Origin of the sequence: Arthrobacter silvisoli (assembly GCF_003369445.1) — a bacterium.
Taxonomy (GTDB): Bacteria; Actinomycetota; Actinomycetes; order Actinomycetales; family Micrococcaceae; genus Arthrobacter; species Arthrobacter silvisoli.
On record NZ_QRCU01000049.1, the window covers coordinates 1 to 971 of the forward strand.

The 971-nt window shown below is 65.0% G+C and carries 1 protein-coding gene; it reads left to right on the forward strand.

What is annotated here, in order from left to right:
• Positions 1 to 57: 57 nt before the first annotated feature.
• Positions 58 to 971: IS481 family transposase (locus DWV11_RS13270; RefSeq protein WP_168404697.1), on the forward strand; the 914-nt coding region annotated here is incomplete at its 3' end.

The following is a 971-nucleotide window of genomic DNA, read 5'->3' on the forward strand; positions in this document are numbered from 1 at the left end:
CCTCTGGTTGCACAGTGGAGTTGCTTAGACAACCGCTGCAGCGACCAGGAGGTCCTCATGTCCCACGCTAATGCCGCTTTGACTCCACGCCAACGTTTGCGCGTCGCGCGTCTGGTCGTAGACCACGGCTGGCCGGTGTCCCGTGCTGCCGAGCAGTTCAACTGCTCCTGGCCCACGGCCAAACGCTGGGCGGCCCGCTACGCCGCGATGGGTCAGGCGGGCATGGCGGACAGGTCCTCCCGCCCGCATCGGGTGGCGAACCGGACGCCGCAGCAGCTGGTGCGCAAGGTCGTGCATCTGCGTTGGAAGCAACGGCTGGGTCCGATCGCGATCAGCGCGAAGCTGGCCATGCCCGCCTCGACCGTGCACGCGGTTCTCGTCCGGTGCCGACTGAACCGCCTTCATCATGTGGACAAGCGCACCGGGGAAGTGATCCGCCGCTACGAGCATGAGACTCCCGGGGCGATGATCCACGTCGATGTGAAGAAGCTTGGCAATATCCCTGACGGCGGCGGTTGGCGTTACGTCGGCCGGCAGCAAGGCAAACAGAACCGTGCTGCGACTCCGTCAAAACCGCGGAGCAGCCACCGTAACCCGCTGATCGGGACCGCATATGTGCACACCGTCGTCGACGACCACTCCCGGGTTGCCTACGCAGAGATCCACGGCGATGAAACAGCGGCCACCGCAGTTGGAGTGCTCAGGCGTGCCGTGTCCTGGTTTGCCGCCCGCGGGGTGACCGTTGAGCGGGTCCTCTCCGACAACGGATCGGCCTACAAATCCCATCTCTGGCGGGAAACCTGCCGGGAGCTGGACATCACGGCAAAGAAGACCCGGCCCTACCGCCCGCAGACCAACGGAAAGATCGAACGCTTCCACCGAACCCTCGCCGACGGGTGGGCGTTCAAGCGCTTCTACGCCACCGAATCAGCCCGCAGAAACGCCCTCCCGGCATGGCTGCACCATTACAA